The sequence below is a fragment of the Pseudomonas sp. KBW05 genome (genome assembly GCF_003852405.1).
Lineage (GTDB): Bacteria > Pseudomonadota > Gammaproteobacteria > Pseudomonadales > Pseudomonadaceae > Aquipseudomonas.
This window is the reverse complement of record NZ_QAJM01000003.1, coordinates 311,647-326,597: the sequence shown is the minus strand read 5'-3', so window position 1 is coordinate 326,597 and position 14,951 is coordinate 311,647. Positions and strand designations below refer to the sequence as shown.

Sequence of the window (14,951 nt, the reverse complement as noted above, 5' to 3'; positions counted from 1 at the left end):
CACCCGATCATGGGTGGTGGGCTGAGTCGCCAACAGTTCTGCAAACACTTCCTCCGCGCTTTGCCCCAGTCGCTCGTCGTCGAAGTCGCTGCCGTCCACCAATCCTGCACGAATATTTTCCTGAGCACGTGGGATACGTACTTCAAGGGAATGATCGAACGGGCAAAGCGCGATGGGGACCTGGTGCAACGTACGCAGGGCCGTCGCCAGGATGTCAATGATCTGCGCGGCAGAAAGCTCGCTGGCGCTGGCCAGGTCCTGTCCAGGCACGGCGGTCATCAGCAGCCAATGGCGATGGTGTTCTGTCACTTCATCGATAACCACGGGCGCAGGCAGATTCATTTGCCGCAGCCAGCGAAGGCGCTTGGTTTCATCTGCCAGCTCACCGAGGTCGTCAATGGGCTCGGACTTCAGGAACAGGTCCGTGCCGTCGTCCAGGCGCAGGCGGAAGACGTCGGCGCGCGACTCGCCGATGGTCTGCTGCTCGATGAGTGCATGGGGGTATTGGTCACGCCATTTTTTCGGAATGTTCACGATGCTCCAGACCACGGCCCGGGTGCCGGGGTTTTGCGTTTTTACGGCAGTCTACTTGGACAATGCTCAAACCTTGGCCGTAATCGATTTTGAGCAAAGTCTCCTGTTTCTAATCGTTTTTATGCGGTTCCGAACGATTTCTGTGTTCTCTCTCCATTCCTAATCGTTTTTGAGTAACCCAAATGTGCCCGTTCAGGAGCCCACCATGACTGGCTTCCCTCGCAGGCCCCATCGGTTCCGCTTAACTCGCGAGTTGCTTTGTTGGCTGGCGCCTCAGAACGCGTACTTAGTCGTCAACATAAAGTTCCGCGGCGCCCCATACGAGCCACTGCGAAAGTTCTCGTCCAGCGAGCTGATGTACTTTTTGTCGAACAGGTTGTTCAGCGTGCCGGTGGCCGACCACTGTGGCGTCAGTTGATAGCGGGCCATCAGATTCACGGTGGCGTAGTCGCCTTGCTTGACCTTGGTCGAGGCCGGCAGTTGCCAATTGCTTACCGTCATGTGGATGCCGCTTTGCCAGTTCACGCCGCCGCCAATGGTCAGGCGGTCCAGCTCGCCGGGCAGGCGGTAGGTGGTCCAGAGCTTCATCATGTCGGCAGGGATGATGGTTTTGACGCGCTCGTTGTCGGCGTCCTTGACCACGCTGTGGCTGTAGCTGGCGTTGAGGTTCCAGTCCGGCAGCAGTTCGCCGCTGACTTCGATGTCGATGCCGCGGGTCTTGGTCTTTTTCGCCGTATAGGCGGTGACGAGGTCGTTGCCGGCTACCGTGCCATCGGCGATGGCATCGTTCTTCAGGTCTACTTCGAACAACGCGATGGCGGTGTTCAGGCGGCCGTTATAGTAGTCACTTTTCAAACCGATCTCGTAGTTGTCGCCTTCACGCGGGTCTAGCAAATGGCCGCTGGTGTTGCGGTATGCCTGTGGCTTGAAAATGCTGGTGTAGCTGGCGTAGACCGAGTGGTTGGGCGTGAGGTCATACACCACGCCGGCATAGGGCGTGACCTTGCCGTTGATGCGTACGGTGTCGTCGGTGTTGTACGGCTGCAGGCTGGCGACGTGATAGTGAAACAACGCGTCGTAGCGGTAGTTGCTGACGCGGGCACCGAGGATTACCGAAAGGTCGTCGACCGGCTTCAAGCGCGTCGCCAGGTAGGCGCCGTTTTGCCATTGGTCGATGTCGTCGTCTTCGCGGTTGAAGTTATAGGTCGCGTTGGGCGCGTAGTTGTTCCAGCTGTAGATATTCACCGGCTTGCCGCTGACGCCGTTGTTGTTGCTGCCGTCGGCCATCAGGTTGCCGTAGCCGTTGCGGAGGTTCTCGTAGCTCTGGTAGTTGAAGCCCATCACCAGCTCGTGTTCGCGGCCCAGCAGTTGGTAGGGGCCGGAGAGCATCACGTCGAGGCCCTGTTGCTTCTGCGTGTTGTCGCCCTTGGTCGCGGTGTAGCTCAGGCCGTTGCCGGTTTGGGCGTTGACGAAACCGGTGGTGGTGCCGACGGTGATCGAGTCGTAGTCCCGGGTGCCGTACATGGAGTTGGCGGAGACCTTCAAGCTCCAGTCGTGATCGAGTTTGTGCTCGATGGAAGCAAAGGCATTCACCGATTCCTGGCGGTTGGTGCTGTCGCGGCTGGCTGGGTTATCGCTACGTGAGGTGCTCAGGCGATTGCCTTTGTTGTCCAGCAGTGGCAGCCCGGTGGTAGAGAAACCACGTGGGTCGTTGTTGAGGTATTCGGCACCGACCGTCAGCACGGTGTTGTCGCTCAAGTCTGCTTCCAATACGCCGTAGACGATGGTTTTTTCGGTTTGCAGGTGATCGGTAAAGCTGTTGCCTTGGGAATAGGCCGCCACCGCTCGCCCGCGTAAGTTGCCGGTTGGCGTCAATGGGCCGGAGACGTCGACTTCACTGCGGTATTGATCCCACGAGCCCATGCCTGCAGTAATATAACCCTGGAAGGTCGCGGTGGGTTTCTTGCGGATCATGTTGACGGTGCCGGAAGGATCGCCTGTGCCCGACAGCAAACCGGAAGCGCCGCGCAACACTTCGACGTGGTCGTAGATCGCCATATCCGATAGCGCCTGCGGCAAGGCTTGGCTGAACGCAAATGAGGTGGTGGGCATGCCGTCGTATTGGTAGTTGTCGATGGCCAGGCCACGGGAGAACACATACAGCCGGTCGCTGCCGGGGCTTTGCACGTTGATCCCCGCAGTCTGTTCCAGCACCGCGCCGATGCTGTTGAGGTTCTGGTCGTCGATGCGTTGGCGGGTCATGACGCTGACCGACTGCGGTGTTTCTTTCAGGCTAAGGTTCAGCTTGGTCGCCGTGTTGGTGGACCCGGTGGTGTAGGAACCGCTGTTCTCGCTGATCGCCCCCAAGCCCAGCCCGGAGATGGTGGTGGCGCCCAGTTGCAGCGCGTCACCCTTGGCGGCCGGCACCAGCACATACGCGCCATTGGCCTGGCGCTGCGCTTGCAGGCCACTACCGGCGAGCAGGCGCGCCAGGCCTTCGTCGATGCTGTAAGTGCCGGTCAACCCTGGCGTGGTCATGCCCTGGGTCTGCTCGACGCTGAACGACAACGTGACATTCGCCGCCGTGGCAAACAGGCTCAGGGCCGCGCCGAGCGACCCTGCATTGATCTGGTAGGCATGGCTCTGGTTTTGCGCCAGTGCGTGGGTCGGTGCCAGGCTCAAGGCCGAAAAGACACCGAGCGCCACCGCCAGGTGAACGGCGTGGGCGAGCGGCCGGGCGGCGTTGAGGGTGAATCGTGACATACAGGTTTCCTTCCGTTGGCAGGGCAGGGGAGCAGTCGTGATTGCTGCTTTCCTGTACATGGCCGAACGAAAACTGGAATCGGCAACCCTTGATGGGAATTATTCGCAAAAAACTTCAGGCGGCTTCGACGCTGGCCCAATACCGCGTGACGAAACGCACGCTCACCGGCAGCGACTGGCTGAGGTTTTCCAGGATGGTATCGGTGTCATCGATGCGGAACGCGCCACTCAGGCGCAGGTTGGCAATCGCCGGTGCACAGCGCAGCACGCCCGGGCGATAGCGGCTGAGCTCGGCGATAAAGTCCTCCAGGCGCCAGTCGATCACCGTCAGCATGCCTTGGCTCCAGGCGCCGGCACCTGCGGGGACTGGGGTTACGACACTGGTCTGGTCGCGGTCGAAATGGGCCTGCTGGCCAGCATCCAGGCGCAGCACGCGTGACGGATGATTCAACGGGCGCAGCTCTACGGCTTTATCCAGCACGCACACGTCGGTGACAGTCGGCCCGCAGCGCACGATAAAGCGGGTGCCCAGCGCGCGTACGCTGCCTTGGGGCGCCTCGACGATAAACGGGCGGCTGTCGCGGGCGGTCTCCACGAGGATCTCGCCGCGATGCAGGCGGATCAGACGCAGTTCGGCGTTGAAGGCAATGTCGATGGCGCTGTCGGTATTGAGGTCCAACTGGCTGCCGTCGTCCAGGCCCAAATGGCGGCGTTGGCCAGTGGCAGTGCGTTGATCGGCCAGCATCGTCGGGTACGGCAGGTGCCCGGCGGCCAGCCAGCCACTGCCACCCACTGCCAGCAACAGGCCAAGGGTCTTGAGCACTGCGCGGCGGCGCGCCTTGACCCCGGCCAGGGTCGATAGGGAAACATCGGCCGGCAGCCTGGCCCATTGGCTTTGCAGTTTTTCCACGCGGGCCCAGGCCCGTGCGTGTTGCGGATTGGCCGCCAGCCACTGACGCCAGGCCTGGTGGTCGGCCTCGTTCGACGGCGTGCTGTTGAGGCGCACATACCAGGTGGCAGCGGCTTCGAGGGTGGGCAGGTCCAGGGGCGCGGCCATCAGTCTTCCGTCAGCAGCAGGCAGTGGGTCATGGCACGGATCACGTGTTTCTTGACGGTGGTCACCGAGACGCCGAGGCGTTCGCCGGTGGCCACATAACTCAAACCTTCCAACTGCACGGCAAGGAAAATCTGCCGTGTGCGCTCGCCGAGGCCGTCGAGCATGCTGTCGATCGCCACGAGTGTTTCCAGAATCAGCAGGCGTGTTTCGGGGGAGACATCCAGCGGCTCCGCACGCAAGGCCAGGGCTTCGAGGTATGCCTGCTCCAGGGCGCGTCGGCGGAACTTGTCGATCATCAGCGCGCGCGCAATGGCGCTCAGATAGGTGCGCGGCTCGCGGATCTGTTCGACATCGCGGGAGGTCAACAGGCGTACGAAAGTATCCTGGGCCAGGTCCGCCGCATCGCTGGCGTTACCCATGCGGGCGCGCAACCAGCTTTTCAGCCAGCCATTGTGTTCGCTGTACAGCACGTGCAGGGCGCAAGGATCGGGAGCGGGCATGAGCGGCAAAACCAACGGTTCAATTGATAATGAATCGCATTGTCTGGCCCGCGATGGATTTGCGCAAGATCATTCCCGAAGGAACGCCGTCAGCGCCGCGCAATATCCGAAAAGTAAAACTTATCCAACGTATGCCGCGACTCGGTGTACTCGAACTGCCGGCCATCCTGCAAAAACGTCTGGTTACTCACCACGATCACATGGCTTTGCCCTTCGAGGTCGAGGTGCGCCTGGTCGTCCTTGCTGCGGGGCAGGGCTTCGATCGTGCGCTGGGCGTAGGCAATTTGCAGTTGCAGGGTCTGTTCGATAAACGCGTAGATCGATTGCTCGGCAATCTCGCGGTCCAGCCCCGGAATCAGCTCGGCGACGAAGTGGTTGATGTCGAGGATCACCCGTTTGCCGCCAATGCGCCGCACCCGCTTGATACGGGTAATCAGGGTGCCCGGCTCGGCTTCGATATGTTGCTGCAGTGAGCCTTCCAGCGGGAACTGGGTAAATTCCACTACTTCGGTGCGTACGTCATCGCCCAGGTCGGCGTGGGTTTCGTAGAAGCTGACGATGCCGCCCAGTTGGAACTCGATGGGGTTGGGCGACAACACGAAGGTGCCCTTGCCGTGGATCTTTTGCGCGAACCCACGCTCCTGCAACTGCTCGATGGCCCGGCGCACGGTGCCACGGCTGGCCTGGTAGCTGTGCATCAGTTCGGTTTCGGAGGGAAGGCGCGTGCCGCGTTGCAGGCGTTCAGTGGTGATGCTGGCAAGCAGATCCGTGTAGATCTGGTTGTATTTGCTCATGGGGATGGCTCTGTGCCTTTGCGTTCAGGCAGGAACCTTAGTGGCATGGGTGGGGTTTGTCCATTCGACCTACAGTCAGCCAGGTCCTACACGGAATAAACTTTTTCAAACTCGTCTGTACGAGTTGTTGCTTTAACTCGTACAGACGAGTACTTTTGCCCACGGCGTGCTGCCAATGACTGCCCCCAAATAAAAAAATCAAAGTGGAAACCAAGCATGAGCCACGACTATTCGAATATTGCCCGCGAGATCCTCGAACACCTCGGGGGCAGCGACAACCTTGAGCAAGCCGCCCACTGCGTGACGCGCCTGCGCCTGGCGCTCAAGGACCCGAGTCGGGTCAACAGCAGTGCGCTGAACCAGGTCGATCTGGTCAAGGGCTCGTTCTTTACCGGCGGCCTGTTCCAGGTGGTCATCGGCCCGGGCGAAGTGGAAAAGGTCTACGCCGCCCTGCGCGAACAGACCGGCCTCGCCGCCGCCACCATCGCCGATGTGAAGAAGAAGGGCGCCGACAAGACGAACGCCATGCAGCGTCTGGTGCGGGTCTTTTCCGATGTGTTCATGCCGATCCTGCCCGCGCTGATCATCGCCGGCCTGTTGATGGGCGTGAACAACCTGATGGGCGCCAAGGGCATGTTCATCGAGGGCAAGACGCTGCTGGAGGCGTACCCGAACCTGGACGGCCTGTGGAGCCTGATCAACCTGATGGCCAACACCTCGTTTGTGTTCCTGCCGGCGCTGGTGGGCTGGTCGGCGGCCAAGCGCTTTGGCGGCAGTGAAATCCTCGGCATCGTGCTCGGCCTGATGCTGGTGCACCCGGACCTGCTCAATGCCTGGAACTACGGTAAGGCCGTCGCCGGCCTCGACGGCCAGAGCCTGCCGTACTTCGATATCTTCGGCTGGTTCAAGATCGAAAAAGTCGGCTACCAGGGGCAGATCCTGCCGATCCTGATGGCCGCCTATGTGATGAGCGTCATTGAAAAATGGCTGCGGGCGCGGGTGCCCAATGCGATCCAGCTGCTGGTCGTGCCCATCACCACCATCGTGGTTACCGGTGTGCTGGCGCTGGCGATCATCGGCCCGGTGACCCGTCACCTCGGCATCCTGATCACCGAAGGCGTGGTCACCTTGTTCGACCTGGCGCCAATGGTCGGCGGGGCGATTTTCGGCCTGCTGTATGCGCCGCTGGTGATCACCGGCATGCACCACATGTTCCTCGCGGTGGACCTGCAACTCATCTCCACCCAAGGCGGCACCTTTATCTGGCCGATGATCGTCATGTCCAACCTGGCCCAGGGCAGCGCCGCACTCGGCGTGTTCTACATGACTCGCAATGCGCGGGACAAAAGCATGGCGTCCACTTCGGCGATTTCCGCGTACTTCGGCATCACGGAACCGGCGATGTTCGGCGTGAACCTGCGCTTCAAGTTTCCGTTCTATGCCGCGCTGCTGGGCTCGGCGCTGGGCAGTATTTTCCTGTCGCTGAACAAGGTGCAGGCGTCGGCCATTGGTGTCGGTGGCTTGCCTGGGTTTATCTCGATCATTCCGCAGTACATCCCGAGTTTTGTGATCGGGATGGTGATTGCGATCGTGGTGCCGTTTGTTTTGACCTGTGGGTTGAGCATGAAGATTGTTCGGCCGGGTTATCGCGTCGCCTGATCTATCGCCTTCGCGAGCAAGCCCGCTCCCACATGGGAATGCATTTCAAATGTGGGAGCGGGCTTGCTCGCGAAGAGGCCCTCAAGGCCAGTACAAAACTTTATTGAAGGAATCCCCATGCAAAACTGGCAACACTCGGTGATCTACCAGATCTACCCCAAAAGCTTCCACAGCCACGCGGGTAACGCCACCGGTGACCTGCTGGGCATTGTGGACAAGCTCGATTATCTGAAGTGGCTGGGCGTCGATTGCCTGTGGATCACCCCGTTCCTGCGCTCGCCGCAGCGCGACAACGGCTACGACATCAGCGACTACTACGCCATCGACCCCAGCTACGGCACCATGGCCGACTGCGATTTGCTGATCAGCGAAGCCGCCAGGCGCGGCATCAAGCTGATGCTCGACATCGTGGTCAACCACACCTCCATTGAACACGAATGGTTCCAGCAGGCGCGCAGCAGCCTCGACAACCCGTACCGCGACTTCTACATCTGGCGCGACCAGCCGAACAACTGGGAATCCAAGTTCGGCGGCTCAGCCTGGGAATACGAGGCGCAAACCGGCCAGTATTTCCTGCACCTGTTCGACCACACCCAGGCCGACCTCAATTGGGACAACCCCAAGGTGCGCGCCGAAGTGTTCAAGCTGATGCGCTTCTGGCGTGACAAGGGCGTCGGCGGTTTCCGCCTGGACGTGATCAACCTGATCTCCAAGCCCGCCGATTTCCCCGAAGACAACAGCGACGGCCGCCGCTTCTACACCGACGGTCCGAATGTGCATGAATACTTGCAGGAAATGCACCGCGAAGTCTTCGACGGCCACGACCTGATCAACGTCGGCGAGATGTCGTCCACAAGCCTGGAACACTGCATTCGCTATTCGAATCCAGCGTCGAAAGAGCTGTCGATGACCTTCAACTTTCATCACCTGAAAGTCGATTATCCGAACCTGCAAAAATGGGTGAAAGCCGACTTCGATTTTCTCCAACTCAAGCAGATCTTTTCCGACTGGCAACTGGGCATGCAGGCCGGCGGCGGCTGGAACGCGTTGTTCTGGTGTAACCACGATCAGCCACGGGTGGTCTCGCGCTTTGGTGATGACGGCAAGTACCGCGTGGTCTCGGCCAAGATGCTCGCCACCGCGCTGCACTTCCTCCAGGGCACGCCGTATGTGTACCAGGGCGAAGAGTTGGGCATGACCAATCCGGGCTTCGACAGCATCGAGCAGTACCGCGATGTGGAGACCCTGAATATCTTCCGCCTCAAGCGTGATGCGGGTGAGTCCGAGGCGTCGAGCATGGCCGCGATCATGCAGAAGTCGCGGGATAACGGGCGTACGCCGATGCAGTGGAATGCCGGGGCCAATGCGGGTTTCAGCGCCGGCGAGCCGTGGATTGGTATCCCGGCCAACGCCTCGACCATCAATGTCGAAAACCAACTGGATGACCCGGATTCAGTGCTGCATCACTACCGCGCGCTGATCGCCTTGCGTCGCCATGAACCGCTGATCCAGCACGGTGTTTACCGCCAACTCCTGGCCGACCACCTTCAGGTCTGGGCCTACCTGCGCGAAGGCCACGGCGAGCGCCTGCTGGTGTTGAACAACTTCTATGGCACGCCGTGCGAAATCCAACTGCCCGCTGACGTGATCAACGCGGCAACCGAGCAACGCCTGTTGATCAGCAACTACCCCGACTGCCCACGGCAAACCGCGACGGTGGTGTTGCGCCCGTACGAATCGTTTGTGCTGCACCTCAAGGATTGAGACCCGTTGTACCCCCGTGTGGGAGCACGGGGCGCTGCAAAAACCATAATAAAAATATCGGAGTGCTTCATGAAAACAACTATAAAGCTGGGCCTCGTTGCATCCTGTCTGAGCCTGCCCTTTGGCGCTCAGGCCCTGGAATTTGCCGGTTACTTGCGCAGTGGCGCGGGGACGTCAACGGGCAGCGGCCCGCAGCAATGTTTCCAGTTGCCGGGGGCGCAATCCAAATACCGCCTGGGCAACGAATGTGAGCAATACGCCGAGCTGGAATTGCGCCAAGACCTGTTGACCCTCGACGACGGCTCGGTGCTCAGCGTCGATGCGATGGCGTCGCTGTACAACAAGTACGACCGCGAGCTGAAATTCCAGGGCGAGAACAACGGCTCGGCGCGCATGCCGCAGATGTATGCGCAGTGGTCCAACCTGCCCAGCCTCAACGGCGGCTCGATCTGGGCCGGGCGGCGTTACTACAAGCGTAACGACATCCATATCTCCGACTTCTACTACTGGAACCAGAGCGCCACGGGCGGCGGTATCGAGGACGTGCTGATCGGCGACCTCAAGTACAGCTACGCGATTTCCCGCAAGGACAACCTGTACCAGAAGGAATACGCCACCCGTCACGACTTCAACGTCGCCGGCTTCAAGACCAACCCCGGCGGCGAGCTGGAGCTGGGCTTGAGCTACATCGAAAAAGCCGGCGGGCGCGACACCAACAGCGGTTGGGCGATCACCGCACAGCACGTGCAAAAACCCTTCCTCGGCGGCAAGAACAAGTTCGCCTTGCAGTACGGCGAAGGCCCCGGCACCGGGCTCGGTTATACCGGCGATACCTTCCTGGACAAGAGCAGCAAAAGTTATCGCGCCGTGGAGTTTTTCGACTGGCAGGTGACCCCACGTTTCGGTGGGCAGATCGAGGCGGTGTACCAGAAGGATATTCGCCCCGGCAGCCAGGACCAGACCTGGATGTCCCTCGGCGTGCGCCCGGCGTATGCCATCAGCGAGCAGTTCAAGCTGGTGACCGAGCTTGGGCACGATCAAGTTGATGCCAGCGGCGGCACGCGCAAGCTGAGCAAATTTACCTTTGCCCCGACCTGGTCGCCCAAAGGCCCGGATTTCTGGGCGCGCCCGGAAGTGCGTTTGTACTACACCTATGCAACCTGGAACGAAGCGGCCAAGCGTGCGGCGAATGAGCTGGCGGCGGGTTCGGCGTTGTCCGATACGGGGTCGTACGGTACGGCGCGGCATGGGTCGAACTTTGGTGTGCAAGTCGAATACTGGTGGAAGTAACGCGGACTCAAGTGGATGAGCTTTATGTGGGAGCGGGCTTGCCCGCGATGGCGGTGTGTCAGCCAGCAGTGTTTTGTCTGATGTACCGCTATCGCGGGCAAGCCCGGCTCCCACAGGGGCCCTCGCTGAATCTGAAATATGTTTCCACCCTATGATTTTTACAGAACACAACAACAGGTGAAGTCATGACCCCATCCAACCCCCTGGAACTGCTGGCACCGTTGTCCGGTGTGCTGCTGGCGCTGGACTCGGTGCCCGACCCGGTATTCTCCAGCCGCCTGATCGGCGACGGCCTGTGCATCGACCCGACTTCGCAGACCCTCTGCGCGCCGCTGGCCGGGGTGATCAGCAATATCCAGGACAGTGGGCATGCCGTCAGCATCACCAACGACCACGGCGTGCAGGTGCTCCTGCACATCGGCCTGGACACCGTGAACCTCGCAGGCAAAGGCTTCACCCGCTTGGTGCAGGAAGGCCAGCAGGTGGAGGCCGGGCAAGCGCTGATCGAATTCGATGCCGACTACGTGGCGCTGCATGCGCGCAGTTTGCTGACCCTGATGCTGGTAGTCAGCGGCGAGCCGTTCACCTTGCTGGCGAACGGTCTGGTCGAGGTAGGCCAGTCATTGATGCAGTTATCCCCAGGCGCGGCAGTTGACGCAGTGGATGAGGAGGAGGGTGATGCACTGTTCTCCAAGCCGCTGACGTTGCCCAACGCCAATGGCCTGCACGCGCGTCCGGCGGCGGTATTGGCCCAGGCGGCGAAAGGCTTCAACGCGAGCATCTACCTGCACAAGCAAACCCAGAGCGCCAACGCGAAGTCGCTGGTGGCGATCATGGCCCTGCAAACCGTGCAGGGCGACACCCTGCAAGTGAGCGCGGCGGGAACGGATGCCGACGCCGCGATCAAGGCCTTGGTCGAATTGCTGGCGCAAGGCTGCGGCGAGACGGTTGCGGCACCGGCTGAAGTGATTGAGCCGGTGTCGTCGTCGACGTTATTGCGCGGCGTGTGCGCATCGCCGGGCTCGGCGTTTGGCCAAGTGGTGCAAGTGACCGAACCCGTGCTGAACATCACGGAACCGGGCAGCGGTGAAGCGGCTGAGCGTGGCGCTTTGCAGCGCGGCCTGCTGGCGGCAAGCGAAGCCCTGCAAGCCTTGCAAGACAAGGCCAGCGGCAGCGCCCAGGCGCAGATTTTCCGCGCTCATCAAGAATTGCTCGAAGACCCGACCTTACTGGAACATGCCCACGACCTGCTGGCGCAAGGCAAGAGCGCCGCCTTTGCCTGGAACAGCGCCACGCTGGCCACCGTCAAACTGTTCCAGGGCCTGGGCAATGCGCTGATCGCCGAACGTGCGGCGGACTTGGCCGATGTCGGCCAGCGCGTGCTCAAACTGATCCTTGGCCTTCAAGACAGCGCCTGGGACTTGCCGGAGCGTGCGATCCTGATCGCTGATCAACTCACACCCTCACAAACTGCCAGCCTGGATACGCGCAAGGTGTTGGGATTTGTCACCGTCGGTGGCGGTGCCACCAGCCACGTCGCGATCCTTGCCCGTGCCCTGGGTTTGCCGGCAATTTGCGGCGTGCCGGTGCAGGTGTTGGAACTCGCCAACGGTAAGCAGGTGCTGCTGGACGCCGACAAAGGCGAACTGCACCTGGACCCCGACCTGGCGGAAATCGAACAGCTGGAAACGGCACGTCAACAGCACATCCTGCGACGTCAGCGCGAGGTGGCGCAGGCTGCTTTACCGGCGACGACCCGCGATGGTCATCACGTCGACGTCAGCGCCAACGTCGCCTCGCTACATGAGGTCGAGCAGTCGTTGACGTTGGGCGGCGAGGGCGTCGGCCTGCTGCGCTCCGAATTCCTCTACCTGGACCGCAATCGCGCGCCAAGCCCCGAAGAACAAGCGGCGACCTACACCGATATCGCCCGTGCCCTGGGCAGCGAGCGCAATTTGGTGGTGCGTACCCTGGACGTCGGTGGCGACAAGCCGCTGGCCTATGTGCCGATGGATGCCGAGACCAACCCCTTCCTCGGCCTGCGCGGCATTCGCCTGTGCCTGGAACGCCCGCAACTGTTGCGCGAACAGTTCCGTGCGATCCTCGCCAGCGCGGGTTTTGCGCGCCTGCATATCATGTTGCCGATGGTCAGCCTGCTGTCGGAGCTGCACCAGGCGCGGCAAATTCTGCAAGAGGAAGCGCTGGCGCTGGGGCTCACCGAGCTGCCCAAGCTGGGCATCATGATCGAAGTCCCATCCGCCGCCCTGATGGCGGATGTGTTCGCGCCCCATGTGGATTTTTTCTCCATCGGCACCAATGACCTGACCCAATACACCCTGGCGATGGACCGCGACCACCCGCGCCTGGCCAGCCAGGCCGACAGCTTTCACCCGGCGGTACTGCGCCTGATCGCCACCACGGTCAAGGCCGCCCATGCCCATGGCAAGTGGGTCGGTGTGTGTGGCGCGTTGGCCTCCGAATCGCTGGCGGTGCCGGTGTTGATCGGGATGGGGGTGGATGAGTTGTCGGTCAGCGTGCCGTTGATCCCCACCATCAAGGCCACCGTGCGCGAGCTGGACCTGACCGATTGCCAGATCATCGCCCGCCAGGTGCTGGGCCTGGAAGAAGCCGCCCAAGTGCGTGAGGCCCTGCGCCAGTACCACGCGGCTACCGTTGAAACCTCATCTGTCGTGGAGCTTTGAGCATGTTCGAGAAATTACAGCGGGCGTTCTGGAAGGCCTTGACCCCGGACCTGGTGGCCGAGACGGTGGCAACGCCGGGGTTGTTGTCGGCGCAGGTGCTGAAGGCATTGGGTGGCGCGGATAACCTCAAGTCGCAGCAGCGGGTTGCGCTGACGCGGGTGCGGGTGCAGTTGCAGGATGGGACGAAGTTGGATGATGCGGCGTTGCAGGCGGCGGGTGTGCCGGGGGTGATGGTGCTGACGGGCGGGGTGGTGCATCTGCTCACCGGCCTCTAAGCCCAATGGAGATTCAAATGTGGGAGCGGGCTTGCTCCCACATGGGTTTTGCAGTGTTCGAAAGATAGTCGTCTTAGAGTTTCGGGTTGTCTTCGGGCGGCTTGGTTTTATCCACACCCGGCACATGCAAGTTGCCTTCGACCACCTGGTTGCCTTCCAACTGCGGCTGGGTCACCCAGGTCAAAATGTCGTAGTAGCGCCGGATGTTCGCCACAAAGTGCACCGGCTCACCACCACGGGCATAGCCATAGCGGGTCTTGCTGTACCACTGCTTCTGCGACAGGCGTGGCAGCATCTTCTTCACATCCAGCCACTTGTTCGGGTTCAAGCCTTCGCGCTTGGCCAGGGTGCGCGCATCTTCCAGATGGCCGCCGCCGACGTTGTAGGCGGCGAGGGCGAACCAGGTGCGATCCGGCTCGGCGATGCTGTCGTCGAGTTCACTTTTGATCCGGGCCAGGTACTTGGCGCCACCCATGATGCTTTGCTTGGGGTCCAGACGGTTGGACACACCCATGGCCTGGGCGGTGTTCTGGGTCAGCATCATCAGGCCGCGCACGCCGGTCTTGGAGGTGACCGCCGGTTGCCACAGCGATTCCTGATAGCCGATGGCGGCCAATAAGCGCCAATCGACCTTTTCTTCCTTGGCATAGGCGCGGAAGTGCTTCTCGTATTTGGGCAGGCGCTGCTGCAAATGCTGGGCGAAGGTATAGGCACCTACATAACCGAGTACATCAACGTGCCCGTAATAGCGATCTTTCAGGCGCTGCAAGGTGCCGTTTTTCTCGACCTTGTCCAGGTAACTGTTGATTTCGTTGAGCAGGCTATTGTCTTCACCGGCGGCCACGGCCCAGCTCTGGTTGCTGGCGTTGCCGAGGTCGAACGCCACGCGCACGTTGGGGAAGTACACCTGGTTCATCGCCACTTCGTTGGAGTCCACCAGGGTCAGGTCGATTTGCCCCTCGTCCACCATGCGCAGCAGGTCGACTACCTCAACGGCATCGGACTCTTCGTATTCGATTGCAGGATTCTGCTTTTTAAGCGCCGCCAGTTGTTCGGCGTGGGTGCTGCCCTTGAGCACCATGATCTTCTTGCCCACCAGGTCCGCTGCGTTTGTCGGGCGAGACTGGCCGTTGCGGTAGATGATCTGCGGGGTCACTTCAAGGTAAGGATGGGAGAAACGTACCTGCTGCTGGCGCTGCTCGCTGCTGACCAAGCCAGCGGCAGCCAACACCGGGCCGTTGGTCTTGCCCAACTGGCCGAACAGGTCATCGAGGTTGTCGGCGGTCTCGATCTCCAGCTTGACGCCCAGGTCATCGGCAAAGCGCTTGACCAGTTCGTATTCGAAACCGGTTTCACCATTGCGGTCCTGGAAATAAGTCGCCGGGCTGTTCCGGGTAATCACCCGCAATACGCCATCCTCCTTGATTCGCTCGAGCGTGCTGGGTTTATCAACACAGGCGCTGAGCAGCAGGAAGAGTCCGGTTGCGAAGAGCCATTTGGCACATCGCGGGCGCAAAGCAGTTGGGGAGAACATCTGCGCAGTATACGCAAACGGCCCACGGCGCCATATCTCGACAGCATTGGCGTTGTCTGCTAGACGCCGGAAAAGCGTG

The 14,951-nt window shown here is 61.0% G+C and carries 11 protein-coding genes; 5 read left to right on the top strand and 6 right to left on the bottom strand.

Translation table 11 applies throughout. The annotated features are described in order from the left end of the window. The 5 genes from DBR46_RS03500 to treR form a co-directional block, all read right to left on the bottom strand. Nucleotides 1-534, bottom strand: a 534-nt coding sequence (locus tag DBR46_RS03500) for an aminoglycoside 3'-phosphotransferase (protein ID WP_256659209.1), incomplete at its 3' end; no start/stop codon positions are given. 273 nt (nt 535-807) lie between these two features. Beyond that, nucleotides 808-3,297 carry a TonB-dependent receptor gene (locus tag DBR46_RS03495; RefSeq protein WP_124525049.1) on the bottom strand — a complete coding sequence of 830 codons (2,490 nt, stop codon included), beginning with the start codon at nt 3,295-3,297 and terminating at the stop codon, nt 808-810. A gap of 115 nt (nt 3,298-3,412) precedes the next feature. Continuing rightward, nucleotides 3,413-4,354 (bottom strand): FecR domain-containing protein, encoded by a 942-nt coding sequence (locus DBR46_RS03490; RefSeq protein ID WP_124525048.1) that lies wholly within the window; start codon nt 4,352-4,354, stop codon nt 3,413-3,415. After that, complete coding sequence (locus DBR46_RS03485; RefSeq protein WP_124525047.1) at nt 4,354-4,854, bottom strand: sigma-70 family RNA polymerase sigma factor; 501 nt, start codon at nt 4,852-4,854, stop codon at nt 4,354-4,356. The genes DBR46_RS03490 and DBR46_RS03485 overlap by 1 nt, the downstream gene beginning before the upstream one ends. Nucleotides 4,855-4,943: 89 nt before the next feature. Further along, nucleotides 4,944-5,648 (bottom strand): trehalose operon repressor, encoded by a 705-nt coding sequence (gene treR / locus DBR46_RS03480; RefSeq protein WP_017736802.1) that lies wholly within the window; start codon nt 5,646-5,648, stop codon nt 4,944-4,946. Between the two features lie 216 nt (nt 5,649-5,864). On the opposite strand from treR, the gene treP reads away from it, so the two are divergent. From treP to DBR46_RS03455, 5 genes are all read left to right on the top strand, one after another. Beyond that, a complete protein-coding gene (treP, locus tag DBR46_RS03475) occupies nt 5,865-7,307 on the top strand; it encodes a PTS system trehalose-specific EIIBC component (RefSeq protein ID WP_124525046.1) in 1,443 nt (480 codons plus the stop codon). A gap of 117 nt (nt 7,308-7,424) precedes the next feature. Next, a complete protein-coding gene (gene treC, locus DBR46_RS03470) occupies nt 7,425-9,071 on the top strand; it encodes an alpha,alpha-phosphotrehalase (RefSeq protein ID WP_124525045.1) in 1,647 nt (548 codons plus the stop codon). 69 nt (nt 9,072-9,140) lie between these two features. After that, complete coding sequence (locus DBR46_RS03465) at nt 9,141-10,361, top strand: carbohydrate porin (protein ID WP_124525044.1); 1,221 nt, start codon at nt 9,141-9,143, stop codon at nt 10,359-10,361. A 185-nt stretch (nt 10,362-10,546) separates the two neighbouring features. Then, nucleotides 10,547-13,063 carry a phosphoenolpyruvate--protein phosphotransferase gene (ptsP, locus tag DBR46_RS03460; RefSeq protein WP_124525043.1) on the top strand — a complete coding sequence of 839 codons (2,517 nt, stop codon included), beginning with the start codon at nt 10,547-10,549 and terminating at the stop codon, nt 13,061-13,063. A gap of 2 nt (nt 13,064-13,065) precedes the next feature. Further along, on the top strand, nt 13,066-13,338 hold the full coding sequence (locus DBR46_RS03455) for a PTS transporter subunit EIIB (protein ID WP_124525042.1): 273 nt from the start codon (nt 13,066-13,068) through the stop codon (nt 13,336-13,338). Nucleotides 13,339-13,411: 73 nt separating this feature from the next. On the opposite strand, the gene mltF is transcribed toward DBR46_RS03455, so the two are convergent. Further along, a complete protein-coding gene (gene mltF, locus DBR46_RS03450; RefSeq protein ID WP_124525041.1) occupies nt 13,412-14,872 on the bottom strand; it encodes a membrane-bound lytic murein transglycosylase MltF in 1,461 nt (486 codons plus the stop codon). Nucleotides 14,873-14,951: the final 79 nt, after the last annotated feature.

Excerpts from the sequence above, each read along its gene's own strand:
- ptsP (WP_124525043.1), top strand. The coding sequence starts at position 10,547 with ATGACCCCATCCAACCCCCTGGAACTGCTGGCACCGTTGTCCGGTGTG.
- DBR46_RS03485 (WP_124525047.1), bottom strand. The coding sequence starts at position 4,854 with ATGCCCGCTCCCGATCCTTGCGCCCTGCACGTGCTGTACAGCGAACAC.
- treP (WP_124525046.1), top strand. The coding sequence starts at position 5,865 with ATGAGCCACGACTATTCGAATATTGCCCGCGAGATCCTCGAACACCTC.
- DBR46_RS03465 (WP_124525044.1), top strand. The coding sequence starts at position 9,141 with ATGAAAACAACTATAAAGCTGGGCCTCGTTGCATCCTGTCTGAGCCTG.
- DBR46_RS03455 (WP_124525042.1), top strand. The coding sequence starts at position 13,066 with ATGTTCGAGAAATTACAGCGGGCGTTCTGGAAGGCCTTGACCCCGGAC.
- DBR46_RS03495 (WP_124525049.1), bottom strand. The coding sequence starts at position 3,297 with ATGTCACGATTCACCCTCAACGCCGCCCGGCCGCTCGCCCACGCCGTT.
- treC (WP_124525045.1), top strand. The coding sequence starts at position 7,425 with ATGCAAAACTGGCAACACTCGGTGATCTACCAGATCTACCCCAAAAGC.
- treR (WP_017736802.1), bottom strand. The coding sequence starts at position 5,648 with ATGAGCAAATACAACCAGATCTACACGGATCTGCTTGCCAGCATCACC.
- DBR46_RS03490 (WP_124525048.1), bottom strand. The coding sequence starts at position 4,354 with ATGGCCGCGCCCCTGGACCTGCCCACCCTCGAAGCCGCTGCCACCTGG.
- mltF (WP_124525041.1), bottom strand. The coding sequence starts at position 14,872 with ATGTTCTCCCCAACTGCTTTGCGCCCGCGATGTGCCAAATGGCTCTTC.